We start from the raw sequence: 17391 nt of genomic DNA, 5'->3' as shown, positions 1-17391 counted from the left end.
GCGCCACTATTTAGGGCTTTTTTCTTATAAGAATGAAATCCTTATATTGATCTCATTGTTAGTAACAATGAATTGATATTAAAACCGTGCGCTCTTAGCTCAGCTGGATAGAGTACCTGGCTACGAACCAGGCGGTCGGAGGTTCGAATCCTCCAGAGCGCGCCACATTATTAGAAAAAGCCTCGTTTATACGAGGCTTTTTTTATGTCTGCTGCAAATTTGTTGCGACAATGTTAAATTTGTTCGTTGTTTAACTTGTTGTATTTAAAGTAGTTCTTGATTGCTTCTTTGTTATTCCACCTTTCTCATATCAATTCCCAGAAAAGCCCCGTTTAAGTCACAGTTTAAATATCTAAAAATGACGTATTTGACAGATTTATGTGATCTGATAGGCGAATAATTAACCTTATGTGTGCGTTATCCGTAACAGAACCTTAAACAAAATTGACAAACTTTTACCAATCGAGATAATCCATGGGTCGGGATCACTATTCGCTGAAATCCTGTACGTATGTCAGGATGACGAAGAAAGGAAGCAACATGACTAATATTGGAAGCCTGCTAGGAGATGCGGCGACTCTAATGATAACGGGGATGTCCGTTGTCTTTATTTTCCTAACTATTCTAGTTTACCTCGTTCGGTTGATGTCAAAACTGGTACCAGAAGAAGTACCAGAGCCGATCGCAGCACCTAAAAAAATTCAAAAATCACAATCAAACCCTTCAGCTGTTAGTCCACAGGTAGTGGCTGCAATTTCGGCCGCGGTTCATCAATACCGTGCGTCTACTGCTAAGTAGTATTTAAAGGATTAAAAAGGAGTTTATGAGCATGTCTAAACCACTAGCTATCACAGATGTGGTACTTCGTGACGCGCACCAGTCACTATTTGCTACTCGTATGCGTATCGAAGATATGCTGCCAATTGCGGCAGAACTGGATAAAGTCGGTTACTGGTCACTTGAGACTTGGGGCGGCGCGACGTTTGATTCGTGTATCCGTTTTCTTGGCGAGGATCCATGGGAGCGTTTGCGTGAGCTGAAAAAAGCGATGCCAAACACACCAATGCAGATGCTACTGCGTGGTCAAAACCTATTGGGCTACCGTCACTACGCGGATGATGTAGTAGAAAAATTTGTTGAACGTGCCCATAAAAACGGCATGGACGTATTCCGTATCTTTGATGCGATGAATGACGTGCGTAACTTTGAAAAAGCAGTGAAAGCAACGATCGACGTTGGTGGCCACGCTCAAGGTACGTTGTCTTACACAACCAGTCCGGTCCACAATTCAGATACTTGGGTTGATTTGGCTAAGCGCCTAGAGGACTTAGGTTGTCACTCACTATGTATCAAAGATATGTCAGGTTTATTAAAGCCGTATGAAGCAGAAGAGCTGATTACACGTATCAAAGCATCGTGTGACGTTCCTCTAGCACTGCATAGCCACGCGACAACTGGTCTATCGACTGCAACAGCGGTTAAAGCCGTTGAAGCGGGTATCGACATTCTAGATACCGCTATTTCTTCAATGAGCTGTACTTACGGTCATACGCCAACCGAAACGGTTGTTGCGATGTTAGAAGGTACAGAGCGCGACACGAATCTTAAACTAGACCAAATCGAACCCATCGCGGCTTACTTCCGTGATGTACGTAAAAAGTACGCGAAATGGGAAGGTCAGCTAAAAGGTGTCGATTCTCGCATCTTAATCGCTCAAGTTCCTGGCGGAATGTTAACTAACATGGAAGGCCAGCTTAAAGAGCAAGGCGCCGCCGATCGCATGGATGAAGTTCTAGAAGAGATCCCACGCGTACGTAAAGAGCTTGGTTACATTCCTTTAGTAACACCAACTTCTCAGATTGTCGGTACTCAAGCGGTTATTAACGTCTTAACGGGCGAACGCTATAAGAGCATCACGAAAGAGACTGCTGGTCTACTGAAAGGTGAATACGGTCAAGCTCCTGCTGAAGTGGATGCTGAACTGCAAGCGAAAGTTCTAGACGGTGCAGAGCCGATTACTTGTCGTCCTGCTGATTTACTTAAGTCTGAAATGGATACGTTAACGACGGATCTGTTAGAGAAAGCGAAATCAGAGGGTATCTCTCTAGCTGAAGATACGGTTGATGATGTACTGACTTACGCGCTCTTCCCACAAGTGGGTCTTAAGTTCCTTAAGAACCGTCGTAATCCTGAAGCATTTGAACCTGCACCAACGCTAGAAGTTGCGGCTCCAGTTGCTGCAGCTCCTGTACAAGCTTCTGGTGGTATTGAAAGCTACAGCGTGAAGGTTGATGGTCAAGTTTACGATGTTGACGTTGGCCCACAAGGTGAACTGACATCGGTGGCGCCATCTGCAAAACCTGCTCAGGCTGCACCAGTAGCAGCGTCTGACGCTGAAGCGGTTCCAGCTCCATTGGCGGGTAACATCTTTAAAGTAAACGTTCAGGCGGGTACTGAGGTTTCTGAAGGCGACGTTCTACTAATCCTAGAAGCGATGAAGATGGAAACGGAAGTTCGTGCTGCTCGTGGTGGTATCGTTCAAGAATTGAATGTTAAAGAAGGCGATGCAGTTACTGTAGGCGCTCCACTACTAAGCTTAGCGTAAGGGAGTACCATGGAAGGATTGATGACCTTATGGTCTGAAACAGGGATTGCGAACTTTGAGTTCGGCCAGATCTGTATGATGCTGGTTGGTTGCTTACTGTTGTTTTTGGCAATTCGTAAAGGATTTGAACCGTTACTTCTACTGCCTATTGGTTTTGGTGCTGTATTAGCAAACATTCCAAATGCTGGGTTTACTGATCCAGGTGGTTTGCTCTACTACGTCTACTACATTGGTATTGAGACAGGTATTTTCCCACTGCTGATCTTTATGGGTGTTGGTGCGATGACGGACTTCGGTGCGTTGATTGCGAACCCTAAAACGTTGTGGCTAGGGGCTGCGGCTCAGTTTGGTATCTTCGCGACGCTATTTGGCGCGATCTTGCTGAACTACGTTCCAGGAATGGAGTTCTCGATGGCCGATGCTTCGTCAATTGCGATCATTGGTGGTGCCGATGGCCCAACTGCGATCTTCTTGGCGAGTAAGTTATCTCCGGATCTTTTAGGTGCCATTGCAGTAGCGGCTTATAGCTACATGGCTTTGGTTCCGATCATTCAGCCACCAATCATGAAAGCGTTAACGTCTCCTGAAGAGCGCAAAATTAAGATGGCTCAACTTCGTCACGTTAGCAAAGCCGAGAAGATTCTTTTCCCGCTTGCTGTACTACTGATGACGATTTTGTTCCTACCTTCAGCAACACCTCTAGTTGGTATGTTCTGTTTGGGTAACTTAATGCGTGAAGCGGGTGTGGTTGATCGCCTTTCAAAAACAGCTCAAAACGAACTGATTAACGTTGTAACTATTTTCCTAGGTCTAGGGGTTGGTTCTAAGCTTCAAGCGGATAAGTTCTTGAACTTAGAAACATTGGGTATTCTAGGTTTAGGTGCGGTCGCGTTCAGTATCGGTACGGCGGGTGGTGTATTGATGGCTAAGGTGTTGAACCGATTCTCGAAAGAGGACATCAACCCACTGATTGGCGCAGCTGGCGTATCAGCGGTTCCAATGGCGGCACGTGTTGTGAACAAGGTTGGTCTTGAGGCAAACCCTCAGAACTTCTTGTTGATGCATGCAATGGGCCCGAACGTAGCCGGTGTACTTGGTAGTGCGGTTGCGGCGGGTATTCTATTAGCTCTCGTGGGCTAGTGGATTTGCTGGGTCATGTATCGTTACGTTAATTGGTCGTCAATTTACGAATGAGCGGTTAACTTAGCCTTATTAAATGGTTTATAGTCAAAGGGATGCTTTCGCATCCCTTTCTTTTTATTAATTAGGGTGCTTGCTCACTAGGGCTTTTATCAATCAAGGAAATGTGGAAATGGAAAATAAACAGATTGCGATTACTCAATTCGGCGGCGTCGAAAATCTAAGTATTCAAACCAGTGCGATCCCTGAGCCTAAGGCTGGAGAAGTGGTGGTTAAAGTTTCCTTTTCAGGCATTAATCCGATTGATGTCAAAACCCGAGCGGGCCTTGGTTGGGCGGCAGCACAAAACAAAGATAACCTACCTTGGGTACCTGGCTACGATATTTCAGGGCAAATTGTCTCGCTAGGCGAACAGGCTGAACGCTTTACTGTTGGTGATAACGTAGCTGGCTTTATTGGTTTTCCACTGCAAGGTGGCGGTTACAGCCAATATGTGTGTGTTCCAGAAGCTGCATTAAGTATGGTTCCTGATTCTGTCACTCTAGAAGCGGCAGCTGCATTACCACTCGCGAGTCAAACAGCGGCACAAGCGCTCAACAAAGCCGAAGTGAAAGAAGGCGACCGCGTGCTTATCTTGGCGGGCGCGGGCGGCGTTGGTCACCTTGCGGTTCAAATTGCAGTGGCAGCAAAAGCAGAGGTTTACACAACCTGCAGCGAAGCCAACCTTGATTACCTTGCGACGCTAGGTGCTCACGCGATTAACTATAAGTTTGCACCAGCATCAGAAAGAGTATCTGATGTCGATGTGTTGATTGACTTGGTCGGCGGCGATACCGCGCTTGATGCATTGAAGTGCCTAAAAGATGACGCGCGAGTCGTGACTGTGCCGACTCTATCTGCAGAACTTATCTGCGAAAAAGCCACACTATTAGGTTTTACTGCATCAGGCATGCTGGTTGAACCAAGTCCTGAGCAAATGGACACTATGCTTTACATGGTCAGTGTCGGATTACTCAAAACAGAAATTCAAGGTATCTACCAATTAGACGAGGCGCAGTCGGCGCACCTGCAGGTTGAAACCGGACACACCAGAGGCAAGGTGCTACTTAAAATGCAAGAAAGTTGATAGGCAGTGTTAGAATTTTTTAACTCCCTTTTTGAAAATATCGCGCTGTGGTTCTCGGACTCGGCGCTGTGGGTACTCTTCATTAGTGGCTTCTTGAGTGCCACGTTACTCCCCGGTGGTTCAGAAGCTAGCCTTGTGGCTGCATTGAGCTTAGATCAGTTTTCAACCTCATCGATCATTCTAGTGGCGACATTAGGCAATACCTTAGGAGGCCTGACTAACTATTGGATTGGTTTGTGGTTGCCTAATCGAACTCAATCTGAAAAGCATGGTCATAAGGCTATGGCTTGGCTGAGTCGCTATGGCTACTGGACACTGTTATTTAGTTGGTTACCGATCATTGGTGACCCTTTGTGTCTCGCTGCGGGTTGGCTAAGAATGAAATTCATCCCTAGCGTTATTTTGATAGCGATTGGCAAAGCCGCTCGCTATAGCTTACTTGCTGCTATCTACTTCGGTTTTTTCTAAGGAGAACCTATGAAAAAGGTTTTACTTGGTACATTTTCTCTTATCGCCATTGCTGGCTGTTCTTACAATGTACCTAGCTCAACGCCCTTCTTTTCCTCGTTACCTGAAGGTGTCACTCTGTTAGAAGAGGTTAAGCCCTCTAAAGATAAAGTAGTGATTCCTTACACCAAGTATCAGCTTGAAAACGGTCTGACAGTTATTCTTTCCCCTGATGATTCCGATCCGTTGGTGCATGTTGATGTAACTTATCACGTCGGTTCAGCACGTGAAGAGATAGGCAAGTCGGGATTTGCTCACTTCTTTGAGCACATGATGTTCCAGGGTTCAGAGAACGTTGGTGACCAACAGCACTTTAAGATCATTACCGAAGCGGGTGGCTCGTTAAACGGCACGACCAACCGTGACCGCACCAACTATTTTGAAACTGTTCCTTCTAACCAACTTGAGAAAATGTTGTGGTTAGAATCAGACCGAATGGGCTTCTTGTTGGATGCTGTTTCTCAGAAGAAATTTGAGGTTCAGAGAGGCACGGTCAAGAACGAGCGAGCGCAGAGCTACGAAAATCGTCCTTACGGCTTGATGTGGGAACGCATGGGCGAAGCGCTTTACCCTGAAGGTCACCCTTACTCTTGGCAACCAATCGGCTATGTTGAAGATCTTGACCGTGTTGACGTGAATGATCTTAAAGCGTTCTTCCTGCGTTGGTACGGCCCAAACAATGCCGTGTTAACGATTGGTGGTGATATCGACGTTGATGACACGCTAGAATGGGTTAACAAGTACTTTGGTTCAATTCCTCAAGGCCCTGAAGTGAAGGCGGCAGAGAAGCAACCTGCTGTTCTAACAGAAGATAAATACATCACCTTAGAAGACAATATTCGTCAGCCGATGGTGCTGGTGGGGTGGCCAACAACGTATCGCGGTGAAGAGACGCAAGCTTCACTGAATGCATTGTCTAACGTGTTAGGTTCAGGTACCAACAGTTACCTATATCAAAACCTCGTAAAAACGCAGAAGGCCGTCAGCGCTGGCTCTTTCCATGATTGTGCTGAGTTGGCGTGTACCATGTACGTGTATGCAATGGGCAACTCAGGTGAAAAAGGCGATTTGACGGTTCTCAATAAAGAGCTGATGGATACCCTGGAGCAATTCTCGAAAGAGGGCGTTGAGCAAGAGCGTTTAGACCAGATCACTGGCATGGCCGAAGCGAATGCTGTTTTTGCATTGCAAAGCGTTAAAGGTAAGGTGTCGCAACTCGCGTCGAACCAAACCTTCTATGGTCAGCCTGATCGCATTGAATCACAACTCGATCAAATCCGAGCGGTGACGCCTGAGAGCGTGAGCAAGGCATACCAAGATTTCATCGAAGGTAAGCACAAGGTTACCTTGAGTGTGGTTCCTAAGAAAAAGCTCGATTTGGCGGTTCGTGAAGCGACCTTTACCACGCCACCACGTACGTTGCCGGAATACAGCAAGGTGACGGAAGATCAACTGGATTTCAGAAAGGCACCGGATACCTTTGATCGCAGTGTGATGCCAGAAGTGAACTTTGGTGTTGAGGCGACCATGCCTGAGTTGTACCGCATGCACTTTGCAAATGGCACTGACTTAATTGGTACCGTGACCAGTGAAACGCCGACAGTACAGCTGCAAATTCAATTGCCTGCAGGCGAACGCTATGTTCGCAAAGGGCAAGAAGGCCTAGCGAACCTAACGGCTTCGATGATGGAAGAAGGCTCAACTAAACGAACCGTTGAAGAGTTACAAGCGACCTTAGATAAACTTGGTAGCAGCGTGAGCATTAGTGCGGGCAGCTACACCACAGATATTTCAGTCTCGACGCTAGAGAAAAACTTGCCTCAAACCTTAGCGATTGTGCAAGAGGTTCTATTCGATCCTAAGTTCGATGAGCAAGATTTTGAGCGCGTTAAGAAACAGATGCTAGAAGGCGTTGTGTATCAGCATCAGCAGCCAAGCTGGATGGCTTCTCAAGCAACCCGTGAAGTGCTGTTTGGTGACACTGTTTTTGCTCGTGCAAGTGATGGTACTAAGGAATCTCTATCGAAATTGACCTTAGACGATGTGAAAAAATTCTATGCGCAACATTACACACCAGAAGGTGCCAATATTGTTGTGGTGGGAGACATCTCGAAGAAAGAGGTAGGGAAACAGCTACAATTCTTTGAAGAGTGGCAAGGCGATGCGGCACCATTAACGCGTCCACAGATCGTTAAAGAGCTTTCTGGTCAGCACCTGTACTTAGTTGATAAACCGGGTGCGCCGCAAAGCATTGTTCGCTTGGTTCGTAAGGGCCTGCCGTTTGATGCGACGGGCGAATTGTATTTGAGCCAGTTAGCTAACTTTAACTTAGCGGGCAACTTCAATAGCCGTATCAACCAGAACCTACGTGAAGACAAAGCCTACACTTACGGTGCAAGCGGTTACTTCGCAAGTACTCGTGAAACTGGCGCAGTGGTATTTAGCGCGCAGGTAAGGGCGAATGCGACGGTTCCATCGATTCAAGAGTTTATTAATGAGCTGAATGAGTTTAGCCAAAGTGGATTAACTGACGAAGAGGTGAAATTTATGCGCCTTGCCGTCGGTCAACAAGATGCACTTAAATACGAAACGCCAAGTCAAAAGGCGGGGTTGTTGAGTAATATTGTTGCATTGAGCCTTGATGAAGATTACCTACAACAGCGTAATCAGATAGTTGAAACGGTTTCAAAAGAGACCTTAAACGAGCTATCTAAGAAATGGTTTGACCCGAATGATTATCAAATAATCGTTGTTGGTGACGCGACTTCGCTTCGCCCGCAATTAGAAAAGTTAGATATTCCAATAGAAGAGCTTGAAATCATTCGTTAGAGTACACATTAAAGGGGGAGGGAAGAGACTCTACTTTTCTCCTCCAACCTAATTTATGATAGTTCTAATCAGAACAATATAAGATAAGTGAACTGAATTTTGACTGATTTTGCTGCGCGACTAAAGCAAGTTGCAACCAACCCTAAGACCTTCTCTCAATTTGGTCGTGGTGTTGAAAGGGAAACATTACGCTACACGGAAGATGGGCACCTTGCTACTGGGCCGCACCCTGAGGCTTTGGGATCTGCGTTGATGAACGAATGGGTAACGACCGATTTCTCTGAGTCGCTACTGGAATTTATCACGCCTGTTTCTAACGACGTTCCGACGCTTTTGAATCAGTTGTCTGATATCCACCACTTCACGCAAACCAAGTTAGACGGCGAAAAACTATGGCCGCTTTCTATGCCTTGTTACGTTGGCAGTGAAGATTACATTCAGCTAGCGCAATACGGCACCTCGAATAACGGTAAGATGAAGACCCTATATCGTGAAGGCCTAAAACGTCGTTACGGTAGCCTGATGCAGATTATCTCTGGTGTTCACTTCAACTTCTCTTTCCCAGAAAGCTTTTGGGATAGCCTGTTTGGAGAGCAAACTGAAGAAGCGCGTTGTGAATCTAAGTCAGATGCTTACTTTGGTTTGATTCGTAACTACTACCGCTTTGGTTGGTTAATCCCATACTTCTTCGGTGCTTCACCTGCGCTATGTTCTTCTTTCATCAAAGGAAGAGAGACAAACCTGCCTTTTGAAAAGATTGGCGAGACACTGTATCTGCCAAAAGCAACGGCACTGCGCCTGAGCGACCTTGGCTACACGAACAGTGCGCAAAGTGTGTTGAAGATTGGTTTCAACAGCCTAGACCAATACCTTGAAGGTTTGAATCAAGCGATTCGCACACCATCAGAAGAATTTGCCGAGATTGGCACTAAGGTTGATGGTGAATACCGTCAGTTGAATAGCAACGTACTGCAAATTGAAAATGAGCTTTACGCTCCAATCCGCCCTAAGCGTGTCGCGAAGAGTGGTGAGAAACCATCTGAAGCATTGGCACGCGGTGGTGTTGAGTACATTGAGGTTCGTTCTTTAGATGTAAACCCATTCAGCTCAATTGGTATCAATGAGCAGCAGGTTCGCTTCCTAGACTTATTCCTAACGTGGAGTGTGCTAACGGACTCTGCTGAGATGGATAACTGCGAGCTTGAATGCTGGCGCGATAACTGGAACAAGGTGATCCTACAAGGTCGTCAGGTTGGTCTAGAGCTGCAAATCGGTTGTCATGGTGAGCGATTGTCTCTGCAAGATTGGGCGAAGCGTGTCTTCAAAGATCTGCGCTCTATTGCCGAGATGATGGACGCTGAACAAGGTGGTCGTGCATACCAAGAAACATGCGATACGCTTGAGGCTTGGATTGATAACCCTGAGCTAACTATTTCTGGCCAGTTGCTAGAAGAGACCAAAAAATTGGGCGGCTTAGGTAAAGTGGGTTGCGCGTTAGGTAAAACGTACGCTCAGCAACACAAAGCGCACCAATACAAAGTATATTCAGCTGAGTTGATGGAAGCAGAAGTTCAACGTTCTGTGATTGCTCAGCAACAAAGTGAAGAAGCAAGCACTCAAGATTTTGATAGCTTCTTAGCGGATTATTTTTCGTATTTAAAAGCATAGCGAGACTTTGGTGGAAAGGAAGCAAGCCTTATTAGGTCAGCCTACTCGAGTGAGTAGTAAATGGTTACCTGTAGTGACTGTTGGTGTTGTCTCTAGCCTGTTGGTTGGATGTGCAACGCCACCGCCAAAGCAGCAAGATAATTTGTGTAGCATCTTTCGAGAGCACCCTTCATGGTATGAAGATGCCTTGGATATGCAAGAAGAATGGGGAACGCCGATTAACGTTGCGATGGCTTTTGTGAAACAAGAGAGTAGCTATCGTCATGATGCGCGCCCACCTAAAGATTACATTCTTGGCTTTATACCGTGGGGGCGTGTAAGCAGTGCCTACGGTTATGCACAAGCTCAAGACCCTGCTTGGGAAGACTTCCAAAAGGCGACCAATAACGGTGGTTCAAGAACCAACTTTGATGATGCATTGATGTTCATCGGTTGGTATACCAGCGAGACGCGTCGTCAATTGGGCATCTCACTATGGGACCCATATAACCAATACCTGGCTTATCATGAAGGCCGTGGTGGTTATAAGCGTAAGTCATACAACAGCAAGCCATCGCTAATTAAGGTGGCGCGCAAAGTCGAACAGCAAGCAAAAGATTATGGATGGCAGCTGAAACAGTGCCGCAAAGAACTAGAAGACAATCGAAGCTGGTTTTTCTAAAGCCAGCCGTCATGGAGAAGAGCAATGCCTTTATTAGATAGTTTCACTGTTGATCACACACGCATGAACGCACCTGCCGTTCGTGTTGCTAAAACAATGCAAACCCCAAAAGGGGATACCATCACTGTGTTTGACCTGCGTTTTACTGCGCCAAACAAAGACATCCTATCTGAGAAAGGTATCCATACTCTAGAGCACCTATATGCTGGTTTCATGCGTAATCAATTGAACGGTTCAGATGTAGAGATCATCGATATCTCACCGATGGGCTGTCGCACTGGTTTCTACATGAGCCTGATTGGTACGCCTACAGAACAACAAGTGGCTGACGGTTGGTTGGCAGCGATGCAAGACGTACTGAAAGTTGAGAACCAGAATAAGATCCCTGAGCTGAACGAATACCAATGTGGTACCGCGGCAATGCACTCTTTGGATGAAGCGAAAGAGATCGCGAATGCGATCATCGCTGCAGGCATCTCTGTAAACAAGAATGATGAACTGGCACTGCCAGAGTCTATGCTGCAAGAGCTTAAGATCGACTAGTCATTGATAGCTACCCTAGATAGGGCGAGTTAGATACTAAAAGGCCCGGTTCAATGAACCGGGCCTTTTTCGTCAACGTATTTTAGGGCGAGACAGAGATTCAGTGATAACTCAGTTAGCCGTTCACGATCTGTGGGAACACGCGAACCAGTTTGATGCGGTTCTCTTCAAGCTCAACAATTTCCATTGGGTGGCTGGCAACCTGAACACTCAGGTGACTCTCAGGAATATCTTCAAGATGTTCCAGTATCAAACCATTCAGCGTTCTTGGGCCATCGGTAGGCAGTGCCCACTGTAAGCCTTTGTTGATATCTCGGATATTGGCACTGCCTTCAATCAAGAAGCTGCCATCGCTTTGCGGAGTAATCTCTTCAGATAAGCTTGGGGTGATTGAGGTGGTAAACTCACCTACGATCTCTTCTAGAATATCTTCTAATGTAACCAAACCATTGATGTCGCCATACTCATCAACAATCAAACCGATGCGCTGCTTATTGCGTTGAAACTTAAGCAGTTGAATATTGAGTGGTGTCGCTTCAGGAATAAAGTAGATCTCATCCGCGGCACGCAACAGGGTTTCTTTATTGAATTCGTTCTTTTCAAGCATCAGACGGTAAGCTTCACGCAGCCTAAGCATGCCGACCACTTCATCTATTTGGTCACGGTACAGCACTACGCGACCATGAGGCGAGTGGGTAAGTTGACGAACGATCGATTTCCAGTCGTCATTGATGTCGATACCAGTAATCTCATTACGCGGCACCATGATGTCGTTCACGGTGACGTGCTCTAAATCCAGAATAGACACCAACATATCTTGGTGACGTTGAGGGATTAAGCTACCGGCTTCATTTACCACGGTTCTAAGCTCTTCGGAGCTCAAGTGGTCGGTTGCATCATGGCTGGCTTTGACACCTAAGATACGAATGAAGCCATTGGTAATGAAGTTAACTAAAATCACCAACGGTGACAGTACCTTCATCAGCACCATCAAAAGGATGCTACTGGCGTAAGAGACACGTTCAGGAAATAGAGAAGCGATAGTCTTTGGGGTTACCTCGGCGAATACGAGGATCACGAGAGTCAGGGTACCAGTAGCGATAGCCACACCGATATCCCCGTAGATGCGCATACCAAGAATAGTAGCGATCGCAGATGCAAGAATGTTGACGAGATTGTTGCCGATGAGAATGAGGCCAATCAATCTGTCTGGGCGGTTCAGAAGTTTTTCTACGCGTTTGGCACCTTTATGACCCGTATTGGCCAAGTGCTTTAAACGGTAGCGGTTCAAGGACATCATGCCCGTTTCGGAACCAGAGAAATAACCAGAAATTACAATGAGACACGCGAGTAGCGCAAATAAGATACCCGTTGATATGTCGTCCAAAACTATTCTTTTCCTATTTGTGTATCTTGATTAATTTATGACCGAACATGGTCGAGATGTCAATTGAATCTAACGGACTCAATATTTTAAAGGCAAGGTGTGTGAGACCTTGCCTTTATTTTACAGACTAGTTCAGGATGATTTCCTGAACGAAGCGGCTACCGAAGTAGGCCAATGTGAGCATGCTGGCGCCGGCAAGTGCGAACCAAGTGACTTTCTGTCCACGCCAACCTTTTTGGTAGTGACCCCATAAAAGGATGGAGTAGATAACCCAAGCGATAAAAGACAATACCGCTTTGTGCGCCTTTCCTTGAGCAAACATATCTTGTACGAAGATAAGGCCAGTCAGCAAAGTACCCGTTAATAAACCATTACCAATCAGAATGATCTTGAAAAGCTGTCTCTCTACCATCATTAAAGGAGGTAGGTTAGGGTTAATCACTAAGGCTTTTTTCTTTTTAAGCTTGTGATCAAGCCACGCGAGTTGCAAGGCGTATAACGCACCGATAGTCAGCGTCGCGTATGAGAACAAGGCCAAAGAGATGTGTACGAGCAGTTTCGGGTCATTCTCTAGATGTTTGATGAAGGTACTTGGAAGAAACGTTGCTGCCATGAGGTTAAGCGCTGCGAAACTATAAACAACAGGCAAGATGAACCACAAGCGGGTTTTGAGCATTGCACCGCTCATTACCACAGATATGATTAAACTGATTAATGAAGCAACGTTCAAGATACTGAGGTTTTGGCCACTGGCATTAAAAATCAAATCGCCAAGCAACCAAGCATGGAAAGCTAGAGCAAGTAATGCGCTGATAAACACCGTTTTTACACGGATTCCTGTTTGGTGCACGAGACCTGGAATGATCGTGGAAATCGCCATTGTATAAAGAAAGGCTGCTGCGATCGCAATAAGACTGTCCATGGTATCCATTTTAATGATTACTAATTGGCGAATTATACCTCGCATCGCTCTTTGGGGCTATGGCGAACCTCATTCAATTCCAAGTGAATAATGTCTCACATCACAAGCACGGATGATTAACGCTCTACAACGGGTATGACTCTAATCCGCGCTAATGTATACTCACAGTAATAGTCGCAGTTTTGAGCGAAGAGAAAACTATGTTTGATAATTTAACGGATCGTCTATCCAAAACGCTGAAGAACATCAGCGGTAAAGGTCGTCTGACCGAAGACAATATTAAAGAGACGCTGCGTGAAGTACGTATGGCGCTACTTGAAGCCGACGTTGCACTGCCCGTTGTCCGCGATTTTGTTAAGCGCGTAAAAGAAGGCGCTGTGGGTGTTGAGGTTTCTAAATCTCTAACGCCTGGTCAAGAATTCATTAAGATCGTTCAAGCTGAACTTGAAGCGGTGATGGGTGAGTCTAACGAGGCTCTTAACCTAGCAGCGCAGCCGCCAGCCGTTATCTTAATGGCGGGTCTACAAGGTGCGGGTAAAACCACATCGGTAGGTAAGCTATCTAAGCTTCTAACTGAGCGTGACAAGAAGAAAGTCTTGGTTGTGTCTGCCGACGTTTACCGTCCAGCGGCGATCAAACAGCTTGAAACGTTAGCAAGCGATGTTGGCGTAGACTTCTTCCCATCTTCAGCTGATCAAAAGCCTCTTGATATTGCAAACGCTGCAATCGACCACGCGAAGAAGAAATTCTACGACGTGCTACTTGTCGATACTGCGGGTCGTTTGGCTATCGATGAAGAGATGATGGGCGAGATCAAAGAGCTTCATACTGCAATTAAACCAGTAGAGACACTGTTCGTTGTTGATGCAATGACAGGTCAAGATGCTGCGAACACTGCAAAAGCCTTTGGTGATGCGTTACCACTAACCGGTGTTATCTTGACGAAAGTTGATGGTGATGCGCGTGGTGGTGCTGCTCTGTCTGTTCGTCATATCACAGGCAAGCCGATTAAATTCTTGGGTGTTGGTGAAAAGACTGACGCACTAGAACCGTTCCACCCAGATCGTGTTGCTTCTCGTATCTTAGGTATGGGCGACGTACTGTCTCTTATTGAAGACCTACAGAAAAACGTTGATACCGAGAAAGCAGAGAAACTGGCTAAGAAGTTCAAAGAGAAGAAAGGCTTTGACCTTGAAGACTTCCGTGAACAGCTAGGTCAGATGCAAAACATGGGCGGCATGATGGGCATGATGGATAAGCTTCCAGGCATGTCTCAGCTACCAGATAACGTTAAAGATAAAGTTGATGACAAGATGTTCAAGCAGATGGAAGCGATCATCAACTCTATGACCATGAAAGAGCGTCAACGCCCTGACTTAATCAAAGGCTCACGCAAAAAGCGTATTGCCGCTGGTTCTGGTACACAGGTACAAGATGTAAACCGTATGCTTAAGCAGTTCACCCAAATGCAGAAGATGATGAAGAAGATGCAGAAAGGTGGCATGAAAGGCATGATGCGCAACATGCAAGGCATGATGGGCGGCGGTGGAGGTATGGGCGGAATGGGTGGTGGCTTTAACCCGTTTGGTCGATAATCTACAAATGTAAGCTTTAGCTACGTTACTTTTCATAGTGTTAGCCGTGTCACAGAAAGTGTACGGCAGCTATGTTGGTGAAAAAATAGCTAAAGCCCTTGCATTGCACCGGAATAAGAGTAAAATTCCGGGGCTTTAATTTGGCACGAGACCCCAAGCTATTTACTTATACTTGGGGTTAATTATTTTATTAAGAAAGCAAAGAGGACGACATGGTAACCATTCGTTTGGCACGTCACGGTGCAAAGAAGCGCCCATTTTATCAAATCGTAGTTGCGGATAGCCGTAACGCTGCAACTGGCCGTTTCATCGAGAAAGTAGGTTTCTTTAACCCTACAGCTCAAGGTCAAGAAGAAGGTCTACGTCTAGACCTAGATCGTGTTAACCACTGGGTTGGTCAAGGCGCATCTCTATCTGATCGTGTAGCTAAGCTAGTTAAAGACGCTCAAAAAGCGGCTTAATTCTTTTTTAAAGAGAAATAGCTTATGTCGATGAAGGGTAAAGAAACTATGAGCGAGCAAAATAATAGAATTGTCATGGGTAAACTTGGGTCTACCTATGGTATTCGTGGCTGGCTCAAAGTGTTCTCCTACACAGACAATGCTGAAAGCATATTTGATTACAGCCCTTGGTATTTAAACCTAAAGGGTAAGTGGGTTGAGTACAAAGTTGAGAGCTGGAAACGTCATGGCCAAGGTTATGTATGTAAGCTAGCGGGATTAGATGTTCGTGAAGACGCGCAACTGATGACTAACTTTGAAATTGCTATTGACCCTGCTTCGTTACCTGAATTGTCAGAAGATGAATTCTACTGGCGCGAATTGTTCGGTATGCAAGTTTTTACCACTAAAGGTTACGACCTTGGTGAGGTCACTGACCTATTAGAAACTGGCTCGAACGATGTTCTAGTAATCAAAGCAAATCTTAAAGATGCTTTTGGCCAAAAGGAACGGTTAGTACCGTACCTTGAAGAGCAAGTGATCAAGAAAGTTGATCGCGAAGCTCGCCGGATCGAAGTTGACTGGGATCCTGGATTCTAACTCCAAATTACAGAGCGAGAGAACACATGTGGGTTGGCATTATTAGCCTTTTTCCTGAAATGTTCCGTTCTGTTACTGATTTTGGAGTAACAGGTCAAGCGGTTAAAAAAGGTCTTTTATCTATTGAGACATGGAATCCTCGTGATTTCACTCATGATAAACATCGCACTGTTGATGACAGACCTTACGGTGGTGGTCCTGGCATGTTAATGATGGTTCAGCCTTTGCGCGACGCTATCACAACGGCCAAGCAAGCAGCACCGGGAAAGACGAAAGTTATCTATCTTTCACCTCAAGGTCGTAAACTCGACCAGAAAGGTGTTGAAGAGCTGGCAACAAACGAGAATTTACTTCTTATTTGTGGTCGCTACGAAGGGGTAGATGAGCGCATCATTCAATCTGAAGTTGACGAAGAATGGTCGATTGGAGATTTTGTGATGACGGGTGGCGAACTGCCAGCCATGACGCTGATTGATTCAGTATCTCGGTTTGTTCCGGGTGTACTTGGAGATTTCGCTTCAGCAGAAGAAGATTCTTTTGCAAATGGTTTGCTAGATTGTCCCCATTATACGCGCCCTGAGGTGCTAGACGATAAAGATGTGCCATCGGTACTCAAGTCTGGAAACCATAAGGACATTCGTCGCTGGCGATTAAAACAATCGTTGGGCCGAACTTGGCTAAGAAGACCAGAACTCCTGGAAAACCTAGCTCTGACTGACGAACAGGAACAATTACTGGCTGAATTCATTAAAGAGCAACGCTCTTAACGAAAAGCAAGCAGTAACCTATTAAATTTAGTATCAGTTTATTCTAGGAATTTATACAAATGAGCAACATCATCAAGGCTCTTGAAGAAGAGCAACTAAAATCAGACCTTCCTAAATTCGCACCAGGTGACACTGTTGTAGTTCAGGTTAAGGTAAAAGAAGGTGACCGTGAGCGTCTACAGGCTTTCGAAGGCGTTGTAATCGCTATTCGTAACCGTGGTCTACACTCTGCATTCACAGTTCGTAAGATCTCGAACGGTGAAGGCGTAGAGCGTGCGTTCCAAACTCACTCTCCAATGGTTGATAGCATCGAAGTTAAACGCCGTGGTGCAGTACGTCGTGCCAAGTTGTACTACCTACGTGAGCGTTCTGGTAAGTCAGCTCGTATTAAAGAGAAGCTTACTAAGAAGTAATTCTTTTTGCATTCTATCGATAAAAGCGGAGCCATTTGGCTCCGCTTTTTTGTGTCTGTTATTTGGAGCTTAGCAGGTAAGAGATCCCCAATTCGCTCGTACCTCACTCTTGAGGATGACAAACCAGACGAAACTCATATTTAACCGTCATTCCCTAGACTGACGAAGGAAGGAGTAGGGAATCTCTA

16 protein-coding genes and 1 tRNA gene are annotated in these 17391 nt (G+C 45.8%); 15 read left to right on the top strand and 2 right to left on the bottom strand.

Annotated features, from left to right (window positions below; all coding sequences use genetic code 11):
- Nucleotides 1–88 precede the first annotated feature (88 nt).
- The 10 genes from AB4329_RS12785 to luxS all read left to right on the top strand — a co-directional run bounded on the left by AB4329_RS12785 (nucleotide 89) and on the right by luxS (nucleotide 11079).
- Nucleotides 89–165, top strand: a tRNA-Arg gene (locus AB4329_RS12785).
- 375 nt (nucleotides 166–540) lie between these two features.
- Entirely contained in the window at nucleotides 541–798 is a 258-nt protein-coding gene (locus tag AB4329_RS12780; protein WP_004741884.1) for an oxaloacetate decarboxylase subunit gamma, read from the top strand.
- A 31-nt stretch (nucleotides 799–829) separates the two neighbouring features.
- Complete coding sequence (gene oadA, locus AB4329_RS12775) at nucleotides 830–2605, top strand: sodium-extruding oxaloacetate decarboxylase subunit alpha (protein WP_372138476.1); 1776 nt, start codon at nucleotides 830–832, stop codon at nucleotides 2603–2605.
- 9 nt (nucleotides 2606–2614) lie between these two features.
- Nucleotides 2615–3745 carry a sodium ion-translocating decarboxylase subunit beta gene (locus tag AB4329_RS12770; protein ID WP_029235759.1) on the top strand — a complete coding sequence of 377 codons (1131 nt, stop codon included), beginning with the start codon at nucleotides 2615–2617 and terminating at the stop codon, nucleotides 3743–3745.
- Between the two features lie 172 nt (nucleotides 3746–3917).
- Nucleotides 3918–4871, top strand: a complete 954-nt coding sequence (locus tag AB4329_RS12765) for an NADP-dependent oxidoreductase (protein WP_102319878.1) — start codon at nucleotides 3918–3920, stop codon at nucleotides 4869–4871.
- A gap of 6 nt (nucleotides 4872–4877) precedes the next feature.
- Nucleotides 4878–5339 carry a YqaA family protein gene (locus AB4329_RS12760; RefSeq protein WP_017059555.1) on the top strand — a complete coding sequence of 154 codons (462 nt, stop codon included), beginning with the start codon at nucleotides 4878–4880 and terminating at the stop codon, nucleotides 5337–5339.
- A 9-nt stretch (nucleotides 5340–5348) separates the two neighbouring features.
- Nucleotides 5349–8207 (top strand): pitrilysin family protein, encoded by a 2859-nt coding sequence (locus tag AB4329_RS12755; protein WP_017063228.1) that lies wholly within the window; start codon nucleotides 5349–5351, stop codon nucleotides 8205–8207.
- Nucleotides 8208–8306: 99 nt separating this feature from the next.
- Nucleotides 8307–9875, top strand: coding sequence for a glutamate--cysteine ligase (gene gshA, locus AB4329_RS12750; protein ID WP_017063229.1), 1569 nt, complete (start codon nucleotides 8307–8309; stop codon nucleotides 9873–9875).
- Nucleotides 9876–9885: 10 nt separating this feature from the next.
- On the top strand, nucleotides 9886–10536 hold the full coding sequence (locus AB4329_RS12745; protein WP_017629422.1) for a hypothetical protein: 651 nt from the start codon (nucleotides 9886–9888) through the stop codon (nucleotides 10534–10536).
- A gap of 24 nt (nucleotides 10537–10560) precedes the next feature.
- The gene (gene luxS, locus AB4329_RS12740; RefSeq protein ID WP_017056597.1) at nucleotides 10561–11079 is read left to right on the top strand and encodes an S-ribosylhomocysteine lyase; all 519 of its coding nucleotides are present in this window, start codon (nucleotides 10561–10563) and stop codon (nucleotides 11077–11079) included.
- 115 nt (nucleotides 11080–11194) lie between these two features.
- Here the strand turns inward: luxS and AB4329_RS12735 are convergent, their stop codons facing one another.
- Both AB4329_RS12735 and AB4329_RS12730 read right to left on the bottom strand, forming a co-directional pair.
- Nucleotides 11195–12466 carry an HlyC/CorC family transporter gene (locus tag AB4329_RS12735; protein ID WP_017068872.1) on the bottom strand — a complete coding sequence of 424 codons (1272 nt, stop codon included), beginning with the start codon at nucleotides 12464–12466 and terminating at the stop codon, nucleotides 11195–11197.
- Nucleotides 12467–12593: 127 nt separating this feature from the next.
- Nucleotides 12594–13388: an inner membrane protein YpjD gene (locus AB4329_RS12730; RefSeq protein ID WP_019825854.1), complete on the bottom strand. Its 795-nt coding sequence runs from the start codon at nucleotides 13386–13388 to the stop codon at nucleotides 12594–12596.
- Between the two features lie 200 nt (nucleotides 13389–13588).
- Between AB4329_RS12730 and ffh the strand changes: the two genes are divergently transcribed.
- The 5 genes from ffh (at nucleotide 13589) to rplS (ending at nucleotide 17203) form a co-directional block, all read left to right on the top strand.
- Complete coding sequence (gene ffh, locus AB4329_RS12725) at nucleotides 13589–14983, top strand: signal recognition particle protein (RefSeq protein WP_010435884.1); 1395 nt, start codon at nucleotides 13589–13591, stop codon at nucleotides 14981–14983.
- 212 nt (nucleotides 14984–15195) lie between these two features.
- Nucleotides 15196–15444: a 30S ribosomal protein S16 gene (gene rpsP, locus AB4329_RS12720; RefSeq protein WP_004410028.1), complete on the top strand. Its 249-nt coding sequence runs from the start codon at nucleotides 15196–15198 to the stop codon at nucleotides 15442–15444.
- 24 nt (nucleotides 15445–15468) lie between these two features.
- Nucleotides 15469–16023 (top strand): ribosome maturation factor RimM, encoded by a 555-nt coding sequence (gene rimM / locus AB4329_RS12715; RefSeq protein WP_017063236.1) that lies wholly within the window; start codon nucleotides 15469–15471, stop codon nucleotides 16021–16023.
- 26 nt (nucleotides 16024–16049) lie between these two features.
- Nucleotides 16050–16790: a tRNA (guanosine(37)-N1)-methyltransferase TrmD gene (gene trmD, locus AB4329_RS12710; RefSeq protein WP_017061056.1), complete on the top strand. Its 741-nt coding sequence runs from the start codon at nucleotides 16050–16052 to the stop codon at nucleotides 16788–16790.
- 59 nt (nucleotides 16791–16849) lie between these two features.
- The gene (gene rplS / locus AB4329_RS12705) at nucleotides 16850–17203 is read left to right on the top strand and encodes a 50S ribosomal protein L19 (RefSeq protein ID WP_004735514.1); all 354 of its coding nucleotides are present in this window, start codon (nucleotides 16850–16852) and stop codon (nucleotides 17201–17203) included.
- Nucleotides 17204–17391: the final 188 nt, after the last annotated feature.

This window comes from Vibrio sp. 10N.261.54.A5 (assembly GCF_041471145.1).
GTDB lineage: Bacteria > Pseudomonadota > Gammaproteobacteria > Enterobacterales > Vibrionaceae > Vibrio > Vibrio crassostreae_C.
The sequence above is the reverse complement of the archived record's forward strand: the minus strand, read 5'-3'. Positions and strand labels throughout refer to the sequence as shown.